The sequence below is a fragment of the Nocardia sp. NPDC058176 genome, from assembly GCF_042883805.1.
GTDB lineage: Bacteria > Actinomycetota > Actinomycetes > Mycobacteriales > Mycobacteriaceae > Nocardia.
The window spans coordinates 117,038-136,375 of the sequence record NZ_JBHVVA010000009.1 but is presented as its reverse complement, the minus strand read 5'-3'; the positions used below and the strand labels follow the sequence as shown (position 1 = coordinate 136,375).

14 protein-coding genes are annotated in these 19,338 nt (G+C 70.1%); 8 read left to right on the top strand and 6 right to left on the bottom strand.

Annotated features, from left to right (window positions below; all coding sequences use genetic code 11):
* Positions 1-98 precede the first annotated feature (98 nt).
* The gene (locus tag ACFVVM_RS31405) at positions 99-1,895 is read right to left on the bottom strand and encodes a DEAD/DEAH box helicase (protein WP_387625718.1); all 1,797 of its coding nucleotides are present in this window, start codon (positions 1,893-1,895) and stop codon (positions 99-101) included.
* Positions 1,896-1,957: 62 nt separating this feature from the next.
* On the opposite strand from ACFVVM_RS31405, the gene ACFVVM_RS31400 reads away from it, so the two are divergent.
* Both ACFVVM_RS31400 and ACFVVM_RS31395 read left to right on the top strand, forming a co-directional pair.
* Positions 1,958-2,803 (top strand): carbon-nitrogen hydrolase family protein, encoded by an 846-nt coding sequence (locus tag ACFVVM_RS31400; protein ID WP_387625716.1) that lies wholly within the window; start codon positions 1,958-1,960, stop codon positions 2,801-2,803.
* Positions 2,804-2,955: 152 nt separating this feature from the next.
* Positions 2,956-3,576: a phosphoribosyltransferase gene (locus ACFVVM_RS31395; RefSeq protein ID WP_387625714.1), complete on the top strand. Its 621-nt coding sequence runs from the start codon at positions 2,956-2,958 to the stop codon at positions 3,574-3,576.
* Between the two features lie 7 nt (positions 3,577-3,583).
* On the opposite strand, the gene ACFVVM_RS31390 is transcribed toward ACFVVM_RS31395, so the two are convergent.
* Together ACFVVM_RS31390 and ACFVVM_RS31385 are read right to left on the bottom strand one after the other, a co-directional pair.
* The gene (locus ACFVVM_RS31390; RefSeq protein WP_387625712.1) at positions 3,584-4,762 is read right to left on the bottom strand and encodes an amino acid deaminase/aldolase; all 1,179 of its coding nucleotides are present in this window, start codon (positions 4,760-4,762) and stop codon (positions 3,584-3,586) included.
* Positions 4,763-4,811: 49 nt separating this feature from the next.
* Positions 4,812-5,294 (bottom strand): TetR family transcriptional regulator, encoded by a 483-nt coding sequence (locus ACFVVM_RS31385; protein WP_387625710.1) that lies wholly within the window; start codon positions 5,292-5,294, stop codon positions 4,812-4,814.
* 402 nt (positions 5,295-5,696) lie between these two features.
* Here ACFVVM_RS31385 and ACFVVM_RS31380 point away from each other — a divergent pair, with 402 nt between their 5' ends.
* Complete coding sequence (locus tag ACFVVM_RS31380; RefSeq protein WP_387625708.1) at positions 5,697-6,440, top strand: tyrosine-protein phosphatase; 744 nt, start codon at positions 5,697-5,699, stop codon at positions 6,438-6,440.
* Between the two features lie 3 nt (positions 6,441-6,443).
* Here the strand turns inward: ACFVVM_RS31380 and ACFVVM_RS31375 are convergent, their stop codons facing one another.
* Both ACFVVM_RS31375 and ACFVVM_RS31370 read right to left on the bottom strand, forming a co-directional pair.
* A complete protein-coding gene (locus ACFVVM_RS31375) occupies positions 6,444-7,694 on the bottom strand; it encodes a class I adenylate-forming enzyme family protein (protein WP_387625706.1) in 1,251 nt (416 codons plus the stop codon).
* An 82-nt stretch (positions 7,695-7,776) separates the two neighbouring features.
* A complete protein-coding gene (locus ACFVVM_RS31370) occupies positions 7,777-8,571 on the bottom strand; it encodes an enoyl-CoA hydratase/isomerase family protein (RefSeq protein WP_387625704.1) in 795 nt (264 codons plus the stop codon).
* 166 nt (positions 8,572-8,737) lie between these two features.
* Between ACFVVM_RS31370 and ACFVVM_RS31365 the strand changes: the two genes are divergently transcribed.
* From ACFVVM_RS31365 to ACFVVM_RS31345, 5 genes are all read left to right on the top strand, one after another.
* Positions 8,738-9,457, top strand: coding sequence for a hypothetical protein (locus ACFVVM_RS31365; protein WP_387625702.1), 720 nt, complete (start codon positions 8,738-8,740; stop codon positions 9,455-9,457).
* Positions 9,454-10,407, top strand: coding sequence for an ATP-binding cassette domain-containing protein (locus tag ACFVVM_RS31360; protein ID WP_387625700.1), 954 nt, complete (start codon positions 9,454-9,456; stop codon positions 10,405-10,407). Before ACFVVM_RS31365 ends, ACFVVM_RS31360 begins: the two co-directional genes overlap by 4 nt.
* Positions 10,404-11,186, top strand: a complete 783-nt coding sequence (locus ACFVVM_RS31355; protein ID WP_387625697.1) for an ABC transporter permease — start codon at positions 10,404-10,406, stop codon at positions 11,184-11,186. Before ACFVVM_RS31360 ends, ACFVVM_RS31355 begins: the two co-directional genes overlap by 4 nt.
* Positions 11,186-14,797, top strand: coding sequence for an ABC transporter ATP-binding protein (locus tag ACFVVM_RS31350; RefSeq protein ID WP_387625695.1), 3,612 nt, complete (start codon positions 11,186-11,188; stop codon positions 14,795-14,797). Before ACFVVM_RS31355 ends, ACFVVM_RS31350 begins: the two co-directional genes overlap by 1 nt.
* Before the next feature lie 126 nt (positions 14,798-14,923).
* Entirely contained in the window at positions 14,924-18,703 is a 3,780-nt protein-coding gene (locus tag ACFVVM_RS31345; protein ID WP_387625693.1) for a multifunctional oxoglutarate decarboxylase/oxoglutarate dehydrogenase thiamine pyrophosphate-binding subunit/dihydrolipoyllysine-residue succinyltransferase subunit, read from the top strand.
* Between the two features lie 74 nt (positions 18,704-18,777).
* Here the strand turns inward: ACFVVM_RS31345 and ACFVVM_RS31340 are convergent, their stop codons facing one another.
* On the bottom strand, positions 18,778-19,218 hold the full coding sequence (locus tag ACFVVM_RS31340) for a DUF4189 domain-containing protein (RefSeq protein WP_387625691.1): 441 nt from the start codon (positions 19,216-19,218) through the stop codon (positions 18,778-18,780).
* Positions 19,219-19,338 lie beyond the last annotated feature (120 nt).

Genomic DNA, 19,338 nt, shown 5'->3' with positions numbered 1-19,338 from the left:
CCGACGGCAAACACCTTAACCAGCGCCGCGAGCGCCCAGCGCGCTACCCAGGCACATCCGCGCCGGGCAGACCTTCCCGCCCGGCGAACGCGACTCCGTCAGGAACGCGGCTTGCGCCGCTCCGTGCGCGGACGCGGCTCGCGATCACGACGCGGGCCGCGCGAGTTCAGCCGCTGCGCGGGCGGACCCTGATCGAGCTGCAGCTGGATCAGCACACCGCTGATCCTGGTGCGCCGCAACGCTTCCAGCGTCTCGTTCGGCAGGTTGGCCGGCAGCTCGACGAGGCTGTAGTCGGGGCGGATGCTGATATGGCCGAAGTCGCTGCGGCGCAGCCCGCCCTCGTTGGCGATGGCGCCGACGATCGCGCCGGGCACCACACGGTGGCGCTTGCCGACGCTGATCCGGTAGGTCGCCAGCTCCTCGCCGTTCTCGCGGGAGAACGACGGCGGCCGCGGACCGCGCTCCTCGTCGTCGAAGCGACGCGGGGCCCGCTCGCGATCCCGGTCGCGCTCGCGGCGGGGCGCGGGCTCCGGCTCGGGCGACATGAAGAAGTTGTCCCCGTCGTACCCACCGACGGCCAGTGCCGCGGCGATGTCGGCGAGCGGGGTGTTGTGCTCGGCCTCGTAGTCCTCGATCAGCTTGCGGAACAGCGCGATGTTGTCCGAGGCCAGGTTCTCGGTGATCGAGTCACCGAACTTGGCCGCGCGCGTGGCGTTCACATCGTCGACGCTGGGCAGCTGCATCTCGGTGAGCGGATGCCGGGTGGCGCGCTCGATCGCCTTGAGCAGGTGGCGCTCACGCGGCGCGACGAACAGCAGCGCCTGACCCGAACGGCCCGCGCGACCGGTGCGGCCGATGCGGTGCACATAGGACTCGGTGTCGTGCGGGATGTCGTAGTTCACGACATGGGAGATGCGGTCCACGTCCAGGCCACGAGCCGCGACATCGGTGGCGACCAGGATGTCGAGCGCGCCCGACTTGAGCTGACCGATGGTGCGCTCACGCTGGTTCTGCGCGATGTCACCGTTGATCGCGGCGGCGGAGAAACCACGCGAGCGCAGCTTCTCGGCCAGCTCCTCGGTGGCCTGCTTGGTGCGCACGAAGATGATCATCGCCTCGAAGTCCTCGACCTCGAGGACGCGCGTGAGGGCATCGAGCTTGCGCTGATGCGACACCTGCACGTAGCGCTGGGTGATGTTGGTGTTGGTCGTGGTCTTGGACTTGACCGTGATCTCGACCGGATCGTTGAGGTACTGCTTGGAGATCTTGCGGATCGCGCCCGGCATGGTCGCCGAGAACAGCGCGACCTGCTTGTCCTTGGGCGTATCGCGCAGGATGCGCTCCACGTCCTCCTGGAAGCCCATCTTGAGCATCTCGTCGGCCTCGTCGAGCACCAGGTAGCGCAGCTGGGTCAGATCCAGCGTGCCCTTCTCCAGGTGATCGATCACGCGACCCGGCGTGCCGACCACGACATGCGCGCCGCGGCGCAGACCCGACAGCTGCACGCCGTAGCTCTGCCCGCCGTAGATGGGCAGCACGTGCAGACCGGGGATGTGCGAGGAGTACTTGCCGAACGCCTCGGCCACCTGGATGGCGAGCTCGCGAGTCGGCGCGAGCACCAGGGCGCTCGGCTTCTTCTGCGCGGTGTCCAGACCCATCAGGATCGGGATCGCGAATGCCGCGGTTTTGCCGGTGCCGGTCTGGGCGAGGCCGACCACATCGGCGCCGGACAGCAGCGGGGGAATCGTCGCCGCCTGAATCGGGGACGGCGACTCGTAGCCCACATCGGCGATGGCCGCGAGAACGCGGTCATCGATCCCGAGATCGGCGAAGGTCGGGCCGTCGTCGTGCCTGTCGTCGTCGGCAGGAACGCTGTCGACCTCATTGGTACTCATTGACCAGCAGTTTACTGCCTGGCGGTAGCTGTCCTTGCCACCGGGTGAATACGGTGAGACCTATGCAACTGCAGAACGGGTCAGCGCATCAGGAACAGCCGTCCCCGGCCGTGCCGATCGCCGTCGTCCAATTCGCCCCGGAGACCGAGCCCCTCGCCAATCTGGCCACCCTGCGCGAGCACGTGCGCACCGCCGCCGAGGCCGGGGCCCGACTGGTGCTCGCACCCGAATACTCGATGTTTGCGGTGACCCGCCTCGACGAGCGGGTGGTCGCGATCGCCGAGCCGCTCGACGGCCCGTTCACCACCGGACTCGGCGCGCTGGCGGCCGAATTCGGCGTGTTCCTGGTGGCCGGTGTGGTGGAGCGACCCGAGCCGGACGCGGCGCGGATCAGCAACACCCTCGTCGCGCACGGGCCTGACGGCTCGCGGATCGCGGTGTATCGCAAGGTGCACCTCTACGACGCGTTCGGGCACGTGGAGTCCGACGTGGTCGAAGCCGGTCCGCTCGTGGAGCCCGCGACCTTCGCCGTCGACGGTGTGGTGTTCGGCATGCAGACCTGCTTCGATCTCCGATTCCCGGAGGGGTGTCGGCGTGTCGCGGCGGCGGGCGCGCACGTGCTGCTGCTGCCCGCGCAGTGGATTCCCGGCCCGGCCAAGGTCGACCAGTGGACCACCCTGCTGCGGGCCCGCGCCATCGAGAACACGGTGTACGTCGCGGCCGCCGATCAGTGCGCGCCGCGCGGTGCGGGCGCCTCGATGATCGTCGACCCGGCGGGCACGATTCTGGCCCAGCTCGGTGACGAGCCCGGCGTGCTCACGGCTTCGATCGACCCGGCACACCTGGCCAGGGTTCGCACCGCCAACCCCAGCCTGTCGCTGCGCCGCTTCGCGATCACCGAGCCCTGAACGCCCGCACCGCCGGTCCCAGCCGTGCCGCCGCCGGGCATCGGTGCTCGCACGAGCCAGTGCGGCAGTGCGTCGACGCCGGGTGGTGACGCGAGCTGTCGGGAGCCACGGTCGTATCGCCGACCGTGGTCAGCGGAGTAGCGTTCGAGGCAATGGTCTATCCCGATCGCGCAGCGGCGGGCCGCGTCCTGGGCACGGCCCTGGAACACCTACGGGCGAGTCGTCCGCTGGTGCTCGGACTGCCGCGCGGCGGCGTGCCGGTGGCGGCGGCGGTGAGTGCGGCGATCGGCGGGGAACTCGATGTGCTGCTGGTGCGCAAGCTGGGTCTGCCGTGGCAGCCGGAGCTGGCGATGGGCGCGCTCGGCGAGGGCGGGGTGCTCGTGCTGAATCAGGATGTCATCGACCGGGCCGGGGTGAGCGCGGAGGACTTCGCCGACGTCGAGCGGGCCGAGCGCGCCGAACTCGAGCGACGGCAAGCGGTGCTGCGCGAGCGCGCGCCGATTCCACTGACCGGGCGCACCGTGGTGATCGTCGACGACGGCATGGCCACCGGCGCGACCGTGGTGGCGGCCTGCCGGGTGGCCCGCGCCCAGAACCCACACCGCCTCGTTGTCGCCATGCCGGTGTCCTCCCCCGAGGCCGTGCGACGCGTCGGACGCGAATGCGACGACCTCGTCTGTGCCTGGGCGCCCGAAGACCTCGGCGGAGTCGGCATGGCCTACAACGACTTCCACCAGCTGGCCGACGAGGAAGTGGTCGCACTCCTGCGCTGAGCCGGGTTCAGCCGAAGCACTGGCCTTCGCCGCGATACGTGGGGACGGTTGTGCGGGTGCCGGATTCGTCGACGAGGTGGATCTCGGTGAAGCGTTCGCACAGTTCGCCCGCCTTGGCATGGCGGAACCAGACGCGGTCGCCGATCTCGAGTTCGGCACCGCCGGCCAGGGGGGTCTGCACCTCGCCCGCGCCTTCGGAACCGAGCAGTTTCAGCCCGGCGGGCCACACGGGGATCGGGACGCGGCTGGGGCCGGTGGGTCCGGAGGCGATGTAGCCGCCCGCGAACACGGTGGCGATGCTCGGCGTCGGCTTGCGCAGGACCGGGGTGGCGAAGAACAGGGCGGGGCGCGGGGTGAACGAGCGGTAGTGGTCGAACAGCGTCGGCACGTACAGGCCCGAACCCGCGGTGACCTCGGTGACGTCGGGATCGGTGATGGAGACCTCGATCGAACCGGTGCCGCCGCTGTTGACGATCTCGAGCGGGCCGGTCACCGCGCGCACCGCGTCGAGCACCCGGGTGCGCCTGCGCCCGATCTCGATGGCCGAGAGCCGCTTCACCACGCGCACGGCGGGGTTGCTGTCGGGCAGTCCGGCGATCTGGGCCTCGTAGGTCATCACGCCGACCACGTCGAAGCCGCAGCGGGCGGCGTGAGAGGCGAGCGCGGCGGCCTGCTCGGGGCTGCGCACCGGCGAGCGGCGGGCGCCCAGGTGCAGTGGGCCGATGCGCAGGGCGGCGTCGACGTCGAGGCAGACGCGGGGGCGGACCAGATCGGTGCCGAGCGCGGCGCGGGTGAGTTCGAGCTGGTCGACGTCGTCGACCATCAGGGTGATCGCGCGCTGCAGGACCGGATCGGCGGCGAGTTCGGCCAGGGCGGCCCGGTCCAGCGTCGGATAGCCGAGCAGGACGTCGCGGGCGCCGAGACGGGTCAGCCAGATGGCCTCGCGCAGCGAGTAGGCCATGATCCCGGCGAATCCGCCCGCCGCGGTGAGTTCGGCGCCGAGGACGCGCTCCAGTACCGCGCGGCAGCGCACCGACTTGCTGGCCACGCGCACCGCGACACCGTTCGCCCGGCGGACCAGGTCGGCGGCATTGGCATCGAGGGTGGCCAGGTCGAGCGCGGCCAGCGGCGGGTCGAGGTCGGCGGTCGCCGCGTGCAGATCGTGCAGCGATGTCGTCTGGGTCACTCCTCTACTGAACCACCTATTTGGTCAGTCGTCCAGTATTCGGCAGGTGTCAGACCTCGACGGCCTTGAGGGTCAGGCAGCCGACCAGGTCGTCGATCACCACGAGGGTGGTCTCGTCGTTGCCGTCGGCCAGCCAGCGCAGGACCGTGCCGTAGAGCACCGAGACGAGATAGGTGGCCACGGAGTCGAGCGGTTCGAGCCATTCGGTGCCGGACAGCCGGGCGCACAGCCCGAGGAAGACGACGGCTTCTTCGTCCATCTCCCGGAACACCGCGGCGGCGTTCGGATCGACGACGCACTCACCCGAGGGCGAGGACCACCGCTCACGCAGGGTCTGCACCGCGGACTCGTAGGCGTCGACCCGTCGGGCGGGCGCGGCCTTCACCAGCGGCCAGTAGGCGCTCATCCCGGCATGCAGCAGCACCCGCAGCGCCCGCACCCCGGTGGCATCCGAGTTCGCGGCGGCTTGCTCGATGGCCCGGCATACAGCCGGTCGCAACGAGGTTTCGGTAAGTTCACGACTGACGCTCAACGACAACTCCTCGGCAACAAATTTCGCTGCCCGCGGCGATGCGAGCTCTGCGGATCGGTCGGCCATAGATGGTTCAACCTATCCAGCGAGCTCGATCTTAGAAGGTTTTCTGGAATCACGAACTGCTTCAGCCATCCTTTTCAGACTGAAAGATTGTTTTGTTATCCGAATGCGACCTTGTGTAAAACAGACCATACGGCCTGAATTAGTCCGCATTCCAATACATCCAGCGACCCCCATGCCGGAATGCACGTACTGGTCAATTGTACAAGTCGGCTCCGAGCACCTTCCGCGCATGTGGGCGACGGCACAGTGGCACCCGACGAAACGGACATCGCACAGTGGATGGCCGTTGTGCCAACTCGGCCACGGCCCGCGCGCGGTCGCCGATAACCTGGTCAAGTGACTCTCTCGCCTCCTGCCGATCAGTTCGCCCTCAGCGGCACCTTCAATTTCCGCGATGTGGGCGGGCTGCGCCGCGCCGACGGCGCCGTGACCCGCCCCGGGGTGCTGCTGCGCTCGGCCCAGCTGAGCGGCCTCGACGCGCAGGGCCACGACATGCTGCGCCAGCTGCGGGTGACCGACGTGCACGATCTGCGTGGCCGCACCGAAATCGACCACATCGGCCACGACACCCTGCCCGATGACGTGCGCCTGCACATCACGCCGTTCGACTCCCGGATGGAGGAGGCACCGCCGCACGAGGCGCAGACCACCTCGGCGCGGGCCCACATGACCGAGGTCTACCGGCAGTTCCCCCTGCTCCCGGAGGCACACACCGCGATCACCGGCCTGGCCGGCTCGATCGCCGGTGGTCAGGGCGCGGTGCTGGTGCACTGCGCGGCGGGCAAGGACCGCACCGGCTGGGCGGTGGCGACCCTGCTGCGCGCGGTCGGCGTCACCGAGGACGACGTGTACGCCGACTTCCTGGCCAGCAATGCCGCCGTCGCGCCGCTGCGCGTGCTGCTGGAGCCGAAGATCGGCCGCGGCGAAGCGCTCTCGGACGACCTGCTCGGCGTGCACCCCGAATACCTGCGCACCGCCGACGCCACCGTGCACGAGCAGTACGGCGGCACCGAAGGCTACCTGGCCGCGATCGGCCTCACCGGCGACCTCCGCGAAGCCCTGCGCACCCGATTGCTGTGATCCTCACCAACCGCTGACCCGGCGAACCGGGTCGGCGCGGACCAGACCGTCGGCGTCGATACTCACCAGATCACCGGTATGGAACCAGCTACCGCTGAATCGGGCTGCCGAGGCGCCGGGATCGTTCCAATAGCGACGGCTCACATTCGGGCCGCGGCACAACAATTCGCCGCGACCCGCGTCGGCCCGCGGACCGGCCAGCGCCAATTCCGTGCCACCGAACGCGAATCCCAGCGTGGATTCGGCATCGGCGAGTTCGGTGTCGTCGACCATCAAACCGATCCCGCTGGTCTCGGTGGCGCCCCACACCGACCACTGCCGCGCACCGGGGAACAGCCCGCGCAGGGCCGCGGTGAGGGTGGCGGGCGCCGCGGCGGCGGCGCGTTCGGAGCGATGACACGCCTTGCTGATCCGCCGCACCCCGGCACCGGCCGGGCGGGCGAGCAGTTCCGGCACCAGCCCGGCGAAGATCCGCGGCGTCGCCGACACGGTGTCGATGCGCTCGGCCAGCAGTACCTCGGCGAGGCTGCGCGCGCCCGGCGCGAGCACGACCGTGCCGCCGACGGCGAAGGTCGGCAGCAACTGGTCGACGCACCCGCTGGCGTGGGCCAGCGGCAGCAGCACCAGATTGCGCATCCCGTCGACGGGCAGGCCGAGCGCGCCGACCACCGAGGACACCGCCGAGAGCAGGTTCTCGTTGGTCAGCTCGACCCCGGCGGGCACGGGCTGGCGCGCGGCGGTGCCGGTGTAGCAGAGCAGCGCCGGATCGGCCAGTGCCGCACCGTCATCGATGTAGGCGGTGCTGTCGGGCAGCGGGCCGTCGGGGCCGAGCACGAAATCGGCGCTGCTGTCGGCGATCACGCGATCGGCCACGGCGGCGGGCAACGCGTCGGGGACCAGGACCGGCACCGCGCCCGAGAGCAGCGCGCCCAGGAACGCCTGCACCCAGCGCGCACCGGTCGGCATGTGCACCGCGACGCGGTCGCCGTAGCCGATGCCGCGATCCTGCAGGCCACCGGCGATCCGGGAGGCGCTGTGCCACAGTTCGCGATAGGTCAGGCGAGGGCCGCCGACCTCGACGACCGCCTCCCGATTCGTGAACGAGTGCACCCGCAGATCGAGCAGCTCGGTGAGCGCCGGGTTGAGATCGCCGTAGCGCAGCACGCCGTCGGCGCCGCGCCGCAGCGGCCCGGCCACGCCGTTGGTGGGGAACTCGATGATGGTCGCGTCCGGTTCGCGCTCGGTATGACCCATCAAGACCTCCACGTACGTCGATGCGGCACCGCACCACCGACTATATGACGTGGATCACACTGCTGTCAGGCGCTCAGCGCGTTCACTCGCCGCGATAGGTCGCCTTCCCCGGTCCGACCTCGAGGAAACTGCGCACCGCGCCGCGCAGGTCGGCGGTCGCGAACAGCTCGCCCGAGACCTCGGGGGTGACCGAATCCGCGTGTGCCACACCGCCGGAGCGCCACGCCTCGATGATCTGCTTGGTGGCCGCGTGCGCGCGGGTCGGGCCCTCGGCCAGCCGGGTGACGAGCTGGGCGGCCGCGGTGGGCAGGTCGTCGTGGATGGCGTTGACCACGCCCCAGTCGGCCATGGTCTGCGCGTCGTAGAGGTCACCGGTCATCACGAATTCCCGGGCCCGGCCCGAACCGGCCCGCTCGGCCAGCCGCTGCGGGCCGCCCATCGAGGGGGTCAGCCCGACGACGGTCTCGACCAGGCCGAACTTCGCCTTCGGTGCGGCCAGGATGATGTCGCAGGCCAGCGACAGCTCGAAGGCGGCGGTCAGGGTGAGGCCGTGCGCGGCGAACACCACCGGGCACGGCAGCGCCTCGATCGGGTGGATGATCCGCGCGAACAGGTCGCGCCACAGCTGCGCGCCCTCCTCGGCACTGCGCCCCGCGAAGACGTTGACGTCGACGCCACCCGAGACGACCTTGCCCTCGGCGTTGATCAGCAGTGCCCGTGGCGGCTGCTTGCTCACCGCGGCGATATCGGCGGTCAACGAGGTCATGAGCTGGTGATCGAACAGATTCAGCGGCGGATGGGCCAGGGTGATCGTCGCGATCTCGGCACCGGCGTCGGTGAAGTCCCGGATCAACCGGGTGGGCAGCGTTGCACTCATCCGGTCAGCGTAGAACCAGGCGCCGGGCCGAGACCAGCGTGACAGCGCGCGAGATGGCGCCCACATCGCGGAACCACGGGGGTGTCGGTGCTCGTTGACATGATGAGTCGTCGGGCACCGCGGTGCCCTACAGTTCGACTCGTCGGGCGAAGAGGAGGACGACGCCGTGTTCAAGAGTGCGATCGAGAAGGCCGTGGTCGATGTTCTCGACACCGGTTCCAAGCTGCAGGCGCCCGCCGTGCGCCGCTACGTCGCGTATCTACGCGAGCGTCATCCCGGCGAGAATCCGGCGCAGATCGTCGCGCGGTTGGAGAAGCAGTACCTGCTCGCGGTCACCGGTAGCGGCGCGGCGGTCGGCGCGACCGCGGCGGTCCCCGGGATCGGCACCGTCGCCGCGCTCGGCGCCGTCGGCGCGGAGACCGCCTTCTTCATGGAGGCCTCCGCCCTGTTCACCCTCGCCCGCGCCTACGTCCACGGCATCGAGCCCGAGAACAAGGAAGCGCGGCGCGCCATGGTGCTCGCGGTCGTGCTCGGCGACACCGGCATGGCGATCGTGCAGAAGGGCCTGCGTACCTCGTCGAAGAACTGGGCGGGCGCGCTGGCGGGCAAGGTTCCCGGGCTCGGCGCGATCAACAGCTCACTGCTGCAACAGTTCATCAAGCGCTTCATCACCAAGCGGGCGGCCCTGATGGCGGGCAAGATCCTGCCCGCGGGCATCGGCGCCGCGATCGGTGGCGCGGGCAACCGGGCACTGGGCAAGGTGACGATCGAGAACGCGCGCAAGGCTTTCGGGCCCGCACCGGCCCTGTGGGCGACCCCGCTGCACAACGTGATCGATGCCGATCCGCTCCCCGCGCTCGATGCGGCGCCGGTGACCAAGCAGTGAGCGGGGGCCGCGGTGACGCCGTGCGGGTGCGCGGTGTCGGCAAACAGTACGAGCTGGTCAGCGCGGTCGAAGGGGTCGATTTCGCGGTGCCGAGAGGTGCGGTCACCGCGCTCGTCGGACCGACGGGAGCGGGCAAGTCGACGGTGCTGCGGATCGTGCTCGGCCTGCGGAGCGCGGGCACCGGCAGTGTCGAGGTCGGCGAACGCGGTCCCGCCGCGATCGGCGCGGTGCTGAGTCCGCGCGGCCTGCATCCGGCACGCACGGTGCGCGATCACCTGTGGTGTCACGCGCCGGTCGCCGGGGTGTCGCGGCGCCGGGTGGACGCGGTGCTGGCCGAGACCGGGATGAGCCCGCTCGCCGATGTCGTTGTCGCCCAGCTGCATCCGAGTCAGCAGACCCGGCTCGCCCTGGCGACCGCGCTGCTGGCCGATCCCCCGCTGCTCGTGCTCGACGATCTGTTCGCCGGTGCCGACGGCGTCGAACGCGGCTGGCTGCAGGCTCTGCTGCGCCGCCACGTCGACCGGGGCGGCACGGTACTGGTCAGTGCCGACACCCTCGCCGACGTGGTGTCGGCGGCCGATCAGCTCGTGGTGCTGAGCGAGGGCAGCGTGGTCTGGCAGGGCACCCCGGCCAAACTGCGGCGCGGTCATCCCGATCGGCTCGTGGTCGCCGCGGCGCCCTCGATCGCGCTGGCGACCGCACTCGCCGCGCAGGGCTTCACCGACGCGGTGATGCGCCCCGACGGCCGCCTCGCGGTCGCGGAGGCCGACGAACCGACCATCCGGGCGATCGCCGAGGCCGCCAAGGTGCGCATCGCCGACATCGCCGCCGATCCCATCCACCCCGACCGGGTCCTCGCCTCGCTGACCAAACCGCGCAGGCACCGGCACACCACGCCCGCGCCCGCCGCCTACGCCCCCGCGCCGACCTCCTATGGGATGCCTCGATGACCTCTGTGCTGCCCGCCGATCTCGTGCCCGGTATCGATGCCGAGGCGCGCAAGGTCGTCGCCGTGCGCCCGAACCGCCTGCTGCTCGCCGCGCCCGTCGCGCTGGCACTGGTCGCGACGCTGGTCACCGCGCTCATGGCGGGGCCGTTCGACCCGCTGGGTCAGCCCGCCACCGGCGCCGCCACCATCGGGCTCTATCTCGGGATGGGCGCGGTGTGCGTGGTGGCCGCGCTGCTCGGCATCGCCGCGACCGGCGGGGAGTACCGCCGCGAGACCATGGCGACGACCGTGCTTTTCGCGCCCGATCGCGACCGGCTGGTCACCGCGAAATACGCCGCGACCGCGGCCATCGCCGTCGCCGTTGCCCTGGTCGCCGAACTGGTCAGCGTGCTGGTGCTGCTGGCGGCGGGCCGCGGCAAGTTCGAATTCGGGCTGCGGCTGAGCGAGGTGCTGGCCGCCGGGCTGCTGGTGGCCGCGTGCTGGGCGGTGCTCGGCGCCGGGATCGGGCTGCTGCTGCGCACCTTCAGCGGGGCGGTCTGGCTGATTCTCGGCTGGGCCTTCGCGATCGAACCGCTGATCTGGGTGGTCGCCAAGGGCTTCGGCGCGGGCGGACTCGCCACCGTGCTGCCCGTCTCGGCGACCGTGGCCGGGGTGAGCGCGGGCTCGTTCCAGGAGGCCGAGGTGTTCGCGCCGACCCCGGCCGCCCTGGTCGTGCTGGTGCTGTGGGCCGCCGCCGTCGGCGTCGCGGGCTGGTGGGACCTGCGCACCCGAGACCTGTAGTGCCGGTCGGCGCCGCCCGACCGGGCTGGATTCGCAGACTCTGGCGACTGTGCCTCGGCCATCCGCGGCTGCTGACCGGCATCGCGTTCTCGATCCTGGCCGGTGCGGCCGTCGCGATCGCCGCACCGCTGGCCACCAAACGCGCCGTCGACGCCGCCCAAGCGGGCGACACCTCGGTGATCGGTGGAGCTGCCGCGCTGCTGGCCGTGCTCGCGGTGGCCCGGTTCATCGCCACCTTCGCCCGCCGACTGTGGGCGGGCAAGCTGTCGCTGGAAGTGCAGCACAACCTGCGGATCTCGCTGCTGGCCGCGCTGCAACGCCTCGACGGTGCCGGGCAGGACGCGATCCGCACCGGGCAGGTGGTGTCGCGCTCGATCACCGATCTGCAGCTGGTGCAGGGCCTGCTGTCGATGGTGCCGTGGTCGGGTCTTGCGGTGCTGCAGTTCGTGCTGTCGGCGGTGGTGATGGTGTGGCTGAGCCCGCCGCTGGCCCTGGCCGCGCTGCTGGTCGCCCCGATGATGGCGGCGGTGGTCTGGCGGTTGCGGCCCCGGCTCTACGCGGCCACCTGGTCGGCGCAGCAGCGCGCGGCCGACCTGGCCGAACACGTCGAGCAGACCGTCACCGGGGTTCGGGTGGTCAAGGGCTTCGGGCAGGAAGCCCGGATGGTCGACCTGCTGGAGGACCACAGCCGCACCCTGTTCGCCGAACGGATGCGCGCGGCGAAGATCAATGCCAGATTCGCGCCGGTCGTCGCCGCGCTGCCGCAGGCCGGACTGGTCGCGGTGATCGTCGTCGGCGGGCTGCTGGCCGCGCGCGGCACGATCGGCATCGGCACCTTCCTCGCGTTCACCGCCTACCTGGCCACGATGACCGCCTCGGCGCGCACGATCACCTCGGTGGTGATCATGGCCCAGCTCACCAAGGCCGCCGCCGACCGGGTATTCGGCGTCATCGACGCCGCGCCCGTGCTGGTCGACCCCGACCGGCCCGTCGAACTGCCGCCCGGCCCGCTCGGCATCGAATTCGAGGCGGTGAGCTTCGGTTTCGCGGCCGATCAACCGGTGCTGCACGACCTCGACCTCACCGTGCGGCCCGGTGAGACCGTCGCCGTGATCGGCCCGGCCGGGTCGGGCAAGTCGACGTTGTCGCTGTTGCTGCCGCGCTTCTACGCCCCCGACGCGGGCCGGATCAGCCTGGTCGGCGCCGACGGCACCCGCGTCGACCTGGCCGACCTGCGGGCCGAGGAGTTGCGCGGCGCGCTCGGGGTGGTCTTCGACGATCCCTTTCTCTTCTCCGACACCATCGCCGCCAATATCGCGCTCGGCCGTCCCGAGGCCACCGACGCCGAGATCAGGGCCGCCGCGACCGCGGCCGCCGCCGACGAGTTCGTCACCGCGCTGCCCGAGGGCTACGACACGGTGATCGGCGAGCGCGGGCTCACGCTCTCCGGCGGGCAGCGGCAGCGCATCGCCCTGGCCAGGGTGCTGCTCACCCGGCCCCGCGTCCTGGTCCTCGACGACGCCACCTCGGCTGTCGACGCCGTCACCGAGGCGGAGATCTTCCGCAGACTCCCCGATCCGGGCGGGCGGACCACGCTGATCCTGGCCCACCGCGAATCGACGCTGGCCCAGGCCGACCGCGTCATCCGGCTGCCCGCGCCCGCCGGTTCGGTGGTGCCGACCGTGACGGCCGCGCCCACCACCGTCAAGGCCGACGCCGAGGGCAGATCACGCGCGATGTCGGCGGCGCACGACCTCAGTGAAACGCCCGAGCTACGCGCCGCCGTCGACGCCCTGCCCGCCGCCACCGAACCGCCCGGCCTGCCCGGCGACCTGCGCGCACCCCAGCCCGGGTTCGGCCTGCGCGCCCTGCTGCGCCCGGTGCGCGGCCTGGTGTGCGTGGTAGTCGCGCTGCTCGTCGTCGATGCCGTGCTCGGCATCGCGTTCCCGCCGCTGGTGCGCTATGCCATCGACACCGGTGTCACCGGTGGCGACAGCGGCGCCCTCGTGCGTGCCGCGGTGATCGGGATCGGGCTCGTGCTCGGCGGGCTGGTGGTCGGCGCCGCGGTCACCGTGCTCACCGCGCGCACCGGCGAGCGCGTGCTGTTCGGCCTGCGGGTGCGCAGCTACGCCCAGCTGCAGCGCCTCGGCCTCGACTTCTACGAGCGCGAGCTCTCCGGCCGGATCATGACGCGGATGACCACCGACGTCGACGCGCTCTCGACGTTCCTGCAGACCGGCGTCGCGACGGGCCTGGTCGCGCTGATCACCCTGATCGGCGTGGCCATCGGCCTGATCTACATCGACGCCGCGCTGGCGCTGATCGTGCTGGCGACGGTGCCGCCGATGCTGCTGGCCACCCTCGCCTTCCGCCGGGTGTCCTCGGTGGCCTACACCCTCTCGCGCGAGCGGGTCTCCGCGGTCAACGCCGATTTCCAGGAGAACATCGCGGGTCTGCGGGCCGTGCAGGCCGCGCGCAACGAGCCGACCGCGGCCCGCCGTTTCGCCGAGTACTCGCACCGGTACCGCGACGCCCGCATCCGCGCCCAGCGCGCGATCGCGGCCTATTTCTCCTTCGGGCTGGCCTGGGCCGACCTGTCGCTGGCGGTGGTGGTCTACCTCGGCGCCAACGCGGTGGCCGACGGCACGACGACCACCGGCACGCTCGTCGCCTTCGTCCTCTATCTCGGTCTGCTGTTCAGCCCGATCCAGGAGCTCTCGCAGGTCTTCGACGGCTATCAGCAGGCCAAGGTGGGCTTGCGGCGGATCGGCGAGCTGCTGCGCACCGAGTCCTCGATCGCCGCCGATCCGCCCGATGCCGTGCACGTCGACCGGTTGGGCGGGCAGATCGACTTCGACGAGGTCACCTTCCGCTATCCGGGCGCGAGCGCCCCCGCGCTGGACGGGGTGTCGTTCACCGTCCCGGCGGGCGCCACGCTGGCGCTGGTCGGTCCGACCGGCGCGGGCAAGTCGACGATCGTGAAGCTGCTCGCGCGCCTCTACGACCTCCCCGCCGACCCCGCGGCGGGCGCGATCCGGGTCGACGGGGTCGAGTTACGTAAATTTGTGCTCACCGAGTACCGGTCGCGGCTGGGAATTGTGCCCCAGGAAGCTCACTTGTTCACCGGCGACGTGGCCAGCAACATTGCATTCGGGCAACCGGACGCCACACCGGTACAAATCGGCACCGCGGCCGAAAATGTCGGCGCGGCGGCGATGATCGCCGGATTGCCCCGAAAAATGAACCAACCGGTCGGTGAACGAGGGCGTGGATTATCGGCCGGTCAGCGTCAGCTGGTCGCGCTGGCCCGCGCCGAACTGGTCGACCCCGACCTGCTCCTGCTCGACGAGGCCACCTCCACGCTCGATCCGGACGCCGAGGCGTCGGTGCTGGTAGCGAGCCGATCGCTGGCGCGGGGCCGGACCACCGTCGTGGTGGCGCACCGGCTGGCCACCGCCGCCCGCGCGGATCTGGTCGGCGTGGTCGAGCACGGCCGGATCGTGGAATTCGGTCCGCCGCGGGAACTGCTCGCGGCCGGCGGACGTTACGCGCGACTCTGGGCGGCGGGCATCGAAGCACAGGGAATAGTCTCGGCACGTGACGGGTCGTAGCTGAGGAGATCGGGTCAGTAGCAACACGGGCATGCCGCTGGGCATATGCTCGGTGAGGGCGCATCGGCAGCCATCCGCTGATACCCCTGCCGGGCACGTCACAAACGTCGCAGCGCGAAGAACGAAATGAGGCGAACACCAGCTGTGAGCAGCTCAACTTCCCAGTTCGGACAGAACCAGTGGCTAGTCGACGAGATGTATCAGAAGTTCAAACAGGACCCTTCCTCGGTCGACGCGAGTTGGCACGAGTTCCTCGCGGATTACACCCCCGCACCCGACGCGGTCGCCGAAACAGGTAACAACCAGTCTCCGGTCCCCGCCGCGGCCCCGGCCGCACCCGCAGCAGCAAAGCCCGCCGTGGCGACGGCGCCGAAGCCCGCTCCGGCCCCGGCTCCCGCACCGGCCCCCAAGCCCGCACCCGCTCCGGCACCGGCTCCCAAGCCCGCCGCGACCGTCCGCGCGCCGCAGACCACACCTGCACCGGTGTCGAACGCACCGGCCACCTCCGCGCCGAAGGCCGCTCCCGTCGCCGACGAGTCCAAGGTGCTGCGCGGTCCCGCCGCGGCCATCGCCAAGAACATGTCGGCCTCGCTGACCATCCCCACCGCCACCTCGGTGCGCGCGATCCCGGCCAAGCTGATGATCGACAACCGCCTGGTGATCAACAACCACCTGGCGCGCACCCGCGGCGGCAAGATCTCCTTCACCCACCTGCTCGGCTACGCGATCGTGCAGGCGGTCAAGGCGTTCCCGAACCTGAACCGCCACTTCGCCGAGATCGACGGCAAGCCCAACGCGGTCACCCCGGCGCACACCAACCTGGGCCTGGCGATCGACCTCGCGGGCAAGAACGGCACCCGCTCGCTGGTGGTCGCCGCCATCAAGGGCACCGAGGACATGAGCTTCGGCCAGTTCCACGCCGCCTACGAGGATGTCGTGCGCCGCGCCCGCGAGGGCAAGCTCGGTGCCGACGACTTCGCCGGTGTCACCATCTCGCTGACCAACCCCGGCACCATCGGCACCGTCCACTCGGTGCCGCGGCTGATGCCGGGCCAGGGCGCGATCATCGGCGCGGGCGCCATGGAGTACCCGGCCGAGTTCCAGGGCATGAGCGACGAGCGCCTCGCCGACATCGGCGTTGGCAAGCTGATGACGCTCACCTCCACCTACGATCACCGGATCATCCAGGGCGCCGAGTCCGGCGACTTCCTGCGCACGATCCACAACCTGCTGATCTCCGACGAGTTCTACGACGAGATCTTCCACGGCCTCGGCGTGCCGTACGAGCCGGTCCGCTGGCGCAAGGACATCAGCGAGCGCGGCGTCGACAAGAGCGCCCGCGTGCTCGAGCTGATCGCGGCCTACCGCAACCGCGGTCACCTGATGGCCGACACCGACCCGCTGCGCCTGGTCAAGGACAAGTTCCGCAGCCATCCCGACCTCGACGTCACCCAGCACGGGCTCACCCTGTGGGACCTGGACCGCACCTTCAACGTGGCCGGCTTCCACGGCCAGGAGCGGATGAAGCTGCGCGATGTGCTCTCGATCCTGCGCGACGCGTACTGCCGCCACGTCGGCGTGGAGTACACCCACATCCTCGAGACCGACCAGCTGCGCTGGATCCAGGAGCGGGTCGAGCAGAAGCACGTCAAACCGACTGTCGCGCAGCAGAAGTACATCCTGAACCGGCTCAACGCGGCCGAGGCGTTCGAGACCTTCCTGCAGACCAAGTACGTCGGCCAGAAGCGCTTCTCGCTCGAGGGTGCCGAGGCCGTGATCCCGATGATGGACGCCACCATCGACCAGTGCGCCGAGCACGCGCTCGACGAGGTCGTCATCGGCATGCCGCACCGTGGTCGCCTCAATGTGCTGGCCAACATCGTCGGCAAGCCGTACTCGAAGATCTTCACCGAGTTCGAGGGCAACATGAACCCGGCGGCCACCCACGGCTCCGGTGACGTGAAGTACCACCTCGGCGCGCACGGCCAGTACCTGCAGATGTTCGGCGAGAACGAGATCGAGGTCTCGCTCACCGCGAACCCCTCGCACCTGGAAGCGGTCGATCCGGTCCTCGAGGGTCTGGTCCGCGCCAAGCAGGACCTGCTCGACAAGGGCGACGGCCCCGAGGGCTTCTCGGTGATGCCGCTGATGCTGCACGGTGACGCCGCGTTCGCCGGTCAGGGCGTGGTCGCCGAGACGCTGAACCTGTCGGGTCTGCGTGGTTACCGCGTGGGCGGCACCATCCACATCGTGGTGAACAACCAGATCGGCTTCACCACGGCGCCGGAGAACAGCCGCTCCACCGAATACTCCACCGACATCGCGAAGTTCATCGGCGCGCCGATCTTCCACGTCAACGGTGACGACCCGGAGGCCTGCGACTGGGTCGCCAGGCAGGCTGTCGATTTCCGGCAGAAGTTCCGCAAGGACGTCGTCATCGACCTCGTCTGCTACCGCCGCCGCGGGCACAACGAGGGCGACGACCCCTCGATGACCCAGCCGGAGATGTACGACGTCATCGACACCAAGCGTTCGGTCCGCAAGGCCTACACCGAATCGCTGATCGGCCGTGGCGACATCTCCATGAAGGAGGCCGAGGACGCGCTGCGCGACTACCAGGGTCAGCTCGAGCGCGTGTTCAACGAGGTCCGCGAGCTGGAGAAGTACATTCCCGAGCCGTCGGAGTCCGTCGAGGACGACCAGAAGGTGCCTGCCACCGTGCAGACCGCGGTCGACAAGTCGGTCCTGCAGCGCATCGGTGACGCCTTCCTGAACACTCCCGACGGTTTCAACGTGCACCCGCGCGTGAAGCCGGTGCTGGAGAAGCGTCGCGAGATGGCCTACGAGGGCAAGGTCGACTGGGCCTTCGCCGAACTGCTGGCCTTCGGTTCGCTGATCGATCAGGGCCACGATGTGCGCCTGACCGGTCAGGATTCGCGTCGTGGCACGTTCACCCAGCGGCACTCGGTCATCATCGACCGGATCAACGCCGACGAGTACACCCCGCTGCACAACATCGGCTCGGAGAAGCCGGGCTGGTTCGCGGTGCACGACTCGGCGCTGAGCGAGTTCGCCGCCGTGGGCTTCGAATACGGCTACTCCCTGGGCAATCCGAACGCCCTGGTGCTGTGGGAAGCCCAGTTCGGTGACTTCGTCAACGGCGCGCAGTCGATCATCGACGAGTTCATCTCCTCCGGTGAGGCCAAGTGGGGCCAGCTCTCCGACGTGGTGCTGCTGCTGCCGCACGGCCACGAGGGTCAGGGTCCCGACCACACCTCGGGCCGCATCGAGCGCTTCCTGCAGCTGTGCGCCGAGGGTTCGATGACCGTCGCGGTGCCCTCGACTCCGGCGAACTACTTCCACCTGCTGCGCCGCCACGCCCTGGACGGCATCCGTCGTCCGCTGATCGTCTTCACCCCGAAGTCGATGCTGCGCAACAAGGCCGTGGTCTCCGACGTCAAGGACTTCACCGAGTCGAAGTTCCGCTCGGTGTTCGACGAGCCCACCTACGAGCAGGGCATCGGCGACACCGCCAAGGTCAAGCGCATCCTGCTGACCTCGGGCAAGCTCTACTACGAGCTCGCCGCGGAGAAGGCCAAGCACAAGCGCGAGGACGTGGCCATCGTCCGGATCGAACAGCTCTACCCGATCCCGACGTACCGCCTCAACGAGGCACTGGCCAAGTACCCCAACGCGACCGACATCGCCTGGGTCCAGGAGGAACCGGCCAACCAGGGCGCCTGGCCCTTCTTCGGCCTCAACCTCCCCGAGGTCCTCCCCGACCACCTGGGCAAGCTCCGCCGCGTCTCCCGGCGCGCCATGTCGGCCCCGTCCTCGGGTTCGTCGAAGGTCCACGCCGTGGAACAGGCCGAGATCATCGCCGAGGCCTTCGAACCGACCACGTAAGTTCTTCGCACACAACGCCGAACGCCGGGCGGATCACCACGATCCACCCGGCGTTCGCCGTTTCCGGTCACATGTCAGCGCACGTTCGCGGTGCAGACCACGTCGATGACCTCGGTGCCACTGAGGTCGGAGGACCCGAAGTTGGCCAGTCGAGCGACCGGGACTCCCTCGGAGAGCCGGTCGATGGCCTTGCGGATGGCTTCACTCCGGTCAGGACCCGAGGCCGCGGCCACCCAGCCCTGATCGTTGTACACCAGCGCGCCGCAGCCGTTGGCCCAGGTGGCCATGACGCCGCAGTCGTCCGCGCCCGCGGCGGTGCAGCCGTCGAGAACGGACGCGCGGGCGCCGTCGACGGTATCCCAGTTCACCGTCGACCAGCTCTCCCACAGTTGCGGGCTGAACCCGATCGCGCCGAACAGGTCGCCCGCCGCGTTCGCCGACCCGGCACCGACCACCGACCCGGCCGCAAGACCCAACGCCGCCACGGCGAGCCCGGCCTTACTCATGAAACTCATTCGAAAGATCTCCTCTTGCAAGCAGTTCCGAAAATCGGAACCGCACAGCAAATCACGAAATCACCGGCCGCGCAACAACATCCGCCGGTACCCCGGTCAGAGCACTCGGCGGATGCCGTG

What these genes read in the sequence shown, in the direction of transcription:
- ACFVVM_RS31405 (WP_387625718.1), bottom strand. Translation starts at nt 1,895, where the DNA reads ATGAGTACCAATGAGGTCGACAGCGTTCCTGCCGACGACGACAGGCAC.
- ACFVVM_RS31400 (WP_387625716.1), top strand. Translation starts at nt 1,958, where the DNA reads ATGCAACTGCAGAACGGGTCAGCGCATCAGGAACAGCCGTCCCCGGCC.
- ACFVVM_RS31395 (WP_387625714.1), top strand. Translation starts at nt 2,956, where the DNA reads ATGGTCTATCCCGATCGCGCAGCGGCGGGCCGCGTCCTGGGCACGGCC.
- ACFVVM_RS31375 (WP_387625706.1), bottom strand. Translation starts at nt 7,694, where the DNA reads ATGGGTCATACCGAGCGCGAACCGGACGCGACCATCATCGAGTTCCCC.
- ACFVVM_RS31370 (WP_387625704.1), bottom strand. Translation starts at nt 8,571, where the DNA reads ATGAGTGCAACGCTGCCCACCCGGTTGATCCGGGACTTCACCGACGCC.
- ACFVVM_RS31355 (WP_387625697.1), top strand. Translation starts at nt 10,404, where the DNA reads ATGACCTCTGTGCTGCCCGCCGATCTCGTGCCCGGTATCGATGCCGAG.
- ACFVVM_RS31345 (WP_387625693.1), top strand. Translation starts at nt 14,924, where the DNA reads ATGAGGCGAACACCAGCTGTGAGCAGCTCAACTTCCCAGTTCGGACAG.
- ACFVVM_RS31340 (WP_387625691.1), bottom strand. Translation starts at nt 19,218, where the DNA reads ATGAGTTTCATGAGTAAGGCCGGGCTCGCCGTGGCGGCGTTGGGTCTT.